This window comes from Streptomyces synnematoformans (assembly GCF_039531005.1).
GTDB classification, from domain to species: Bacteria; Actinomycetota; Actinomycetes; order Streptomycetales; family Streptomycetaceae; genus Streptomyces; species Streptomyces synnematoformans.
On sequence record NZ_BAAAPF010000376.1, the window covers coordinates 1 to 6202 of the forward strand.

General features: G+C 72.8%; 7 protein-coding genes. 4 read left to right on the forward strand and 3 right to left on the reverse strand.

All coding sequences use genetic code 11. The annotated features are described in order from the left end of the window. A partial coding sequence (locus tag ABD317_RS32325) for a type III PLP-dependent enzyme domain-containing protein (protein ID WP_486389027.1) occupies nt 1-611 on the reverse strand: 611 nt, incomplete at its 3' end. A gap of 96 nt (nt 612-707) precedes the next feature. On the opposite strand from ABD317_RS32325, the gene ABD317_RS32330 reads away from it, so the two are divergent. Further along, a complete protein-coding gene (locus ABD317_RS32330) occupies nt 708-1457 on the forward strand; it encodes an IclR family transcriptional regulator domain-containing protein (RefSeq protein WP_027754524.1) in 750 nt (249 codons plus the stop codon). Then, a complete protein-coding gene (locus ABD317_RS32335) occupies nt 1454-1867 on the forward strand; it encodes a RidA family protein (protein ID WP_344294672.1) in 414 nt (137 codons plus the stop codon). The genes ABD317_RS32330 and ABD317_RS32335 overlap by 4 nt, the downstream gene beginning before the upstream one ends. A gap of 53 nt (nt 1868-1920) precedes the next feature. Here the strand turns inward: ABD317_RS32335 and ABD317_RS32340 are convergent, their stop codons facing one another. Beyond that, nucleotides 1921-2895 carry a GlxA family transcriptional regulator gene (locus tag ABD317_RS32340; RefSeq protein ID WP_344294674.1) on the reverse strand — a complete coding sequence of 325 codons (975 nt, stop codon included), beginning with the start codon at nt 2893-2895 and terminating at the stop codon, nt 1921-1923. 93 nt (nt 2896-2988) lie between these two features. Here ABD317_RS32340 and ABD317_RS32345 point away from each other — a divergent pair, with 93 nt between their 5' ends. Continuing rightward, nucleotides 2989-3192, forward strand: coding sequence for a hypothetical protein (locus ABD317_RS32345; RefSeq protein WP_344294676.1), 204 nt, complete (start codon nt 2989-2991; stop codon nt 3190-3192). Between the two features lie 101 nt (nt 3193-3293). Here ABD317_RS32345 and ABD317_RS32350 read toward each other — a convergent pair whose 3' ends face one another. Next, a complete protein-coding gene (locus ABD317_RS32350; RefSeq protein WP_344294678.1) occupies nt 3294-4649 on the reverse strand; it encodes a M14 family metallopeptidase in 1356 nt (451 codons plus the stop codon). Nucleotides 4650-4856: 207 nt separating this feature from the next. Between ABD317_RS32350 and ABD317_RS32355 the strand changes: the two genes are divergently transcribed. Beyond that, nucleotides 4857-6167, forward strand: a complete 1311-nt coding sequence (locus ABD317_RS32355) for an Nramp family divalent metal transporter (protein WP_344294680.1) — start codon at nt 4857-4859, stop codon at nt 6165-6167. Nucleotides 6168-6202: the final 35 nt, after the last annotated feature.

The following is a 6202-nucleotide window of genomic DNA, read 5'->3' on the forward strand; positions in this document are numbered from 1 at the left end:
GTCCGGGCGCCGGTGCGCGCGTCCGGGCCGGCGCCCAGCTCGACGGTGACCTCCACCGGCCGGACGGCCCCCGCCGCGCGCAGCGCCGAGTCGGTCAGCTCGACGCCGCGCACCGAGTCGACGTAGCAGACGAGCCGGAAGTCCGGGTCGGCGGCCAGCTCGCCGGCGAGCCAGCGCAGCGCCGCGGGGTCGACCAGCTCGTTGGCGAGGAAGATCCGCCGGACGCCGAACGCCCGCGCCACCCGGGCCTGGTGGGGGACCGCGACCGTGATGCCCCAGGCGCCCCGGTCGAGCTGGCGGGCGAAGAGCTGCGGGGCCATCGTCGTCTTGCCGTGCGGCGCGAAGGCGAGGCCGTGTGCGGCGGCGAAGCGGGCGAGCGCGCCGAGGTTGTGCTCCAGCGCGGGGGCGGAGAGCGCCAGCACGGGGGTGGTGAAGCCGCCGGTGAACAGCGACCGGCGCGCGGCGGCCAGCTCGCCGACGGTGCTGCCGGCGGCGTCGGGCGGCAGGCCCTTGAAGCGGTGGTCGATACGTTCTTCCGCCAGCTCGGCCAGCGCGGCGAGCGCTTCCATGAAGCCCTCCAGCAGTTTGGTTGCACCATGTGCAACGCTCATTGCGTATATCGACACCGCTGTCTAACATCCGGGCGAACGGCTGGTCAACGGTGGACCGGCCGACCGGGACGGCACGACGCACGGTGGGAGGTCGCGATGAGCCAGTCGGTCGGCCGCGCGCTCGCCATCCTGCCGATGCTCGCGGAGGGGCCCGCCGGCCTGGACCAGGTCGCCGCGCGGCTCGGCGTGCACAAGACCACCGCGATGCGGCTGCTGCGCACCCTCCGCGAGCACGGCCTGGTCTACCGCCAGGACGACCAGCGCTACCGGCTCGGCGCCCGGCTCTTCGCCCTCGCCCAGGCGGCGGCGGAGAGCCTGGACGTACGCGAGATCGCCCATCCGCACCTGGTCCGGCTCGGCGAGGCGACCGGGCACACCGTCCACCTCGCGGTCTACGAGGACCGCGAGGTGATGTACATCGACAAGGTCGACAGCCGCTACCCGGTGCGCATGTACTCGCGCATCGGCCGGCCCGTCGCGATCACCGTCGCGGCCGTGGCCAAGCTGCTGCTGGCCGACCTGCCGGAGCCGGAGCGGCGCGCCGTCGCCGAGCGGCTCGACTACCCCATGTACACCCCCCGTTCGACGCCCGACGCGCAGGCTCTGCTCGCCGAGCTGGCCACGGTGCGCGAGCAGGGGTGGGCCACCGACTTCGGCGGCCACGAGGAGTCCATCAACTGCATCGGCGCCCCCATCCGCGGGGCGGACGGCCGGACCGCGGCCGCCTGCTCCCTGTCGGCGCCGAACGTCGTCGTCACCGCGGACGAGCTGATGGCCCTCCTCCCGCAGCTGCGCCGCACGGCGGCAGCGATCAGCGACGACTACTCCGGAAGAGTCCCCGTATGAGCGACAAGGCCGTAAAGACCGCCGTCACCCCCGCCAACCACGTCCCGCCGCCAGCGCGCTTCTCCGCGGGCGTGCGCAAGGGCAACATCCTGCAGGTCGCCGGCCAGGTGGGCTTCCTGCCGGCCGAGGAGGGCAAGCCGCCGACCCCGGCGGGCCCGACGCTGCGCGCGCAGACCGAGCAGACGCTGTCCAACGTCAAGGCGGTGCTGGAGGAGGGCGGCGCGTCCTGGGAGGACGCGGTGATGATCCGCGTGTACCTCACCGACACGGCGCACTTCGCCGAGTTCAACCAGATCTACGACGCCTACTTCGCGGAGCTGGAGCAGCCGCCGGCGGCGCGTACGACCGTGTACGTCGGGCTGCCCGCGGGGCTGCTCGTGGAGATCGACTGCCTGGCCGTGCTCGGCTGATCCGGCCGTCCCCGCCGCCCCCGCCGTCTCTTCCGCCCCCTCCGGCCCGGCCGTCAGCGCCCCGCGCCGACGGCCGGGCCGCGGAACGTCCGCCGGTAGGCGTTCGGGGTGGTGTCCAGCCGGCGCAGGAAGTGGTGGCGCAGCGTCGCCGCGTTGCCGAAGCCGGCGCGGGAGGCGATGGCGTCCACCGTGGCGTCGGTCTCCTCCAGCAGCTGCTGCGCGAGCAGCAGCCGCTGGCCCAGCAGCCACTGGTACGGCGTCGTCCCCGTCTCCTGCTGGAAGCGGCGGGCGAACGTGCGCGGCGCCAGGTGCGCACGCGCCGCGAGCTGCTCCACCGTCGCGTCCTCGTCCAGGTGCTCCTGCAGCCAGGCCAGCACCCGGGCGATGGCGTCGTCGTCGCACGTGCCGCGCACCGGCCGCTCGATGTACTGCGCCTGGCCGCCGTCCCGGTGCGGCGGTACGACCATGCGCCGGGCGATGGCGTTGGCCACCCGGCTGCCCTGCTCCTCGCGGACGAGGGCGAGGCAGGCGTCGATGCCGGAGGCGGTGCCGGCGGAGGTGATCACCGGGCCGTCGGCGACGTAGAGCACGTCGGGCTCGACCCGCGCCCGCGGGTACTCCCGCCTGAGCATGTCGGTGTAGAGCCAGTGGGTCGTGCAGTGGCGGCCGTCCAGCAGCCCGGCCTGGGCGAGCAGGAACGCGCCGGTGCAGACGCTCAGCACCTTCGTGCCGCGCGCCACCGCCTCGCGCAGCGCGTGCAGCAGCTCGGGCGGGAAGTCGCGGTACGCGAACTGCTGCCCGGCCGGGATGGCGATCAGGTCGGCGCCGGCGAAGCGTTCCAGGCCGTGCGGCACGTCGACGGGCAGGCCGGGGTGGACGGTGACGCGGCCCGGGCGCGGGGCGGCGAAGGCGAAGTCGTAGAGCGGCAGGCCCTCCTCGCGGCGGTCCATGCCGAAGACCTCGGAGACGACGCCCAGCTCGAAGGCGTTGACGTCGTCGGTGAGCAGACACACCACGTTGGAGAGCATGGGGCCAGTATGCCGCACGGATGGCAGTAATTCGAAGAGCTGTGGCAGGGCTGCCACTGTTTGTGTGTGCAAGGATCCGGGACCGTAGAGGACATGAACGCGATCCTCGACTACACCGTCGGAACCCTGGTCCTGCTCTTCATGGCCGCGATCCTGGTCGGCCCGGCCCTGTACTTCGACCGCCGCGAACGCGCCGTCGACCGCCGGCTCAAGGCCGCCGAGCGCGGCGAGTCCCCGGCACCCGCCCGGGAGGTCACCGTCCGGGAGGCGCTCGGCGGCTACGGCCGTGCCGCCTGACCGGCCGGCCCGCCGCGGTGCAGCGCGCCCCCGCTCGCGGGGGCGCGCTTCGGCGTCGGGCGGTGCGCCGCTCCGGCGTCAGCCGGTGCCGTACCCCGGCGTCAGCCGGTGCAGTATTCAGCCTCCTTGCCGATCGAGCGGTACATGCAGTCGGCGTTCTCCAGCAGTTGCAGCACCGCGTCCCGGTTGCGGCTGGTCTCCCGCTCGATGACCTCGTCGGGCGGGTAGAAGCCGCCGCCGCCGGCCGAGCGCGGATACATCTCGAAGGTGTAGCTGAAGATCTTCTGCTCGCCCCAGAGGTAGTCGTTGATCGTCCCGTCCGTGATGTACAGGTCGCTCGACTGCTGCGGCGTGTAGCCGTTGCTCGCGGCCATCTTCCCGCCGACCGCGGCGAAGGCGTCGTGGTCGTCCTGCGTCAGCCCGGGAGCGGTGTCGTTGTACGTGTACCCGTACGGCCAGAGCACCAGCTCGCTGTACGTGTGGAAGTCGATCCCCGCGGTGATCTGCTGCTCGCCGCCGACGACCCGGCTGCGCGCGAAGTCGGCGACGACCCGGACCTCCTTGGCCGACTCCGGGGCGCTGCCGCGGTAGGTCGACGAGTACGGGCTGGACGAGGAGCCGCCGCAGCAGCCCCAGCGGTAGTCCCAGTTGCGGTTCAGGTCCGTGCCGACCGCGCCGGAGCCGGGGTTGGGCTGGCGGTTCTTGCGCCAGCTGCGGTACGAGCCGGCGGCGATGTCGTACTCGCCGCCGTCCGGGTTGAGGTCGGGCACGATCCAGATCTCCCGGCCGTCGACAGCGTCGGTGATCCGCCGGTCGGTGCCGTAGTCGTCCGCGAACTCGCCGATGAGGTACAGCGCCATCTCGACGGTGAGGTGCTCGCGGGCGTGCTGGTGGTGGGTGAAGAGCACCTCGGGCTCGTCCTCGTCGGCGGCCACGTTGTCGCTGATCTTGACGGCGACGATGTCGCGGCCCTCGTACGAGGTGCCGATGACCCGCTTGCTGATGAGGTCCGGGCGCTGGGCGATCCGCCGGTCGATCTCCGCGGTCATCTCCGCGTAGTTGTGGTAGCCGGAGTCGGCCGGCGGGAAGTCGAGCGGCGTCGGGGTCTTCCCGGCGAGCCGGGCGGGCGGGTCGGGGAGCCGCTCCAGCCGGTAGCCGAGCGCGCGGAGCTGCCGGGCCTGGGCGCCGTCGGCGGAGACGACCACGGAGTGGTCGCGTACCTCGTCGACGGACACGCCGGTGGCGGCGAGGCGGGTACGGGCCTCGCGGCCGGTCTGCCCGGGGATTTCGTACTGCCGGATCTGCCGGATCTGCCGGATCTCCTCGCTCCGCTGTGCCGGTGCCGCCGTGGTGCCGGCCGTCTCGGCGGCCGGTTCCGCGCCGGCCGCGCTGAGGGTGCCGGCGGCGGCGAGGGAGAGTACCGCGGTCAGGGTCACCGACCGTATGTGTAGTCGCATGCCTGCTCCTGATGTGGAGGTGTGGGGTGGTGCATGGCGACATCGAGTCGTGTGGGGCGGTGGTGCGCGTCAATAGTTGTGAACCTGGCATGCTCGGGTCAAGAGCCCGCGGCTGTGTTCGGCCACCGACGCCCTCTTGTGCGGCCGTCCGCGGATCCCTTTCAATTCCGGGGATCGCAGGGGGGACGAGCTGCGAAGGAGCCGCTGATGGCCGACCGCACCGAGCCTGCGTCCGCACCGTCCGAGATGAGAAGGGCGCGGTGGCGGTACATCGGCCCCGGCATCGTCGTCGCCGCCACCGGCGTCGGCGCCGGCGACCTGGTGGCCACGCTGCTCGCCGGCAGCAAGTTCGGCTACACGCTGCTCTGGGCCGCCGTCGTCGGCTGCGTCGTCAAGGTCGCCCTCGCCGAGGCCGTCGGCCGCTGGCACCTGGCCACCGGCCGGACCCTGTTCGAGGGCTGGCGCTCCCTCGGCGGCTGGACCTCCGGCTACTTCGCGGTCTACGTCGTCGTCTGGGGCTTCGTCTACGGCGCCACCGCCATGTCGTCCTCCGCGCTGCCGCTGGTCGCGCTCTTCCCGGACGGGCCGGACCTGAAGACCTGGGGCATCCTCACCGGCCTCGCGGGCCTGGCCTTCGTCTGGTTCAACCGCTACGCGGTCTTCGAGAAGGTCATGACCGTCCTCGTCGGCGTCATGTTCGTGGTCGTCGTCTACGTCGCGGTCCGCGTCGGCCCGCGCGCGGGGGACGCGTTCGCGGGGCTGTGGCCCTCGCTGCCCGACGACTCGCTCCTCTACACCCTGGGCCTGATCGGCGGCGTCGGCGGCACGATCACCATGGCCGCGTACGGCTACTGGGTCAACGCCAAGGGCTGGACGGACATCGGCTGGCTGAAGGTGATGCGGCTGGACAACCGCGTCGCGTACCTCGCCACCGGCGTCTTCGTCGTCGCGATGCTGCTGGTCGGCGCCGAGCTGCTGCACGCCGCGAACATCGCGCTGGACTCGGGCGGCAACGGCCTGGTCGACCTCGGCGACGTGCTGGAGGAGCGCTACGGCACGGCCACCGCGAAGCTGTTCCTGGTCGGCTTCTTCGCCACCTCCGTCACCTCGCTCATCGGCGTCTGGCACGGGGTCAGCCTGCTCTTCGCGGACTTCGTCGAGAACGTCCGCGGCGGGCGCGGCGGGCGGGGCGGCGCCGGCGCCGGTGACGGCAGCGCGCGGGAGGTCGCCGCCGGCAGCCGCGAGCGGTCGCTGCCGTTCCGGGCGTACCTGCTGTGGCTGACGTTCCCGCCGATGACGCTGCTGTGGCTCGACGAGCCGTTCGCCATCGTCATCGCGTACGGCGTGCTGGGGGCGTTCTTCATGCCGTTCCTGGCGCTGACGCTGGTGTGGCTGCTCAACACCGACCGCACCCCGCGGGAGTGGCGCAACGGCGTGCTGAGCAACGTTCTGCTGACCGTCTCCGGCGGGCTGTTCATCGTGCTGTGCGTGCAGCAGATCAGGGACCTGCCCTGGTAGCCGGCCCGCCCGCCCGGGTGTCGCGGGCGGGCGGG

Coding starts and splice junctions, on each gene's coding strand:
- ABD317_RS32330 (WP_027754524.1), top strand. CDS start 708: ATGAGCCAGTCGGTCGGCCGCGCGCTCGCCATCCTGCCGATGCTCGCG.
- ABD317_RS32335 (WP_344294672.1), top strand. CDS start 1,454: ATGAGCGACAAGGCCGTAAAGACCGCCGTCACCCCCGCCAACCACGTC.
- ABD317_RS32340 (WP_344294674.1), bottom strand. CDS start 2,895: ATGCTCTCCAACGTGGTGTGTCTGCTCACCGACGACGTCAACGCCTTC.
- ABD317_RS32345 (WP_344294676.1), top strand. CDS start 2,989: ATGAACGCGATCCTCGACTACACCGTCGGAACCCTGGTCCTGCTCTTC.
- ABD317_RS32350 (WP_344294678.1), bottom strand. CDS start 4,649: ATGCGACTACACATACGGTCGGTGACCCTGACCGCGGTACTCTCCCTC.
- ABD317_RS32355 (WP_344294680.1), top strand. CDS start 4,857: ATGGCCGACCGCACCGAGCCTGCGTCCGCACCGTCCGAGATGAGAAGG.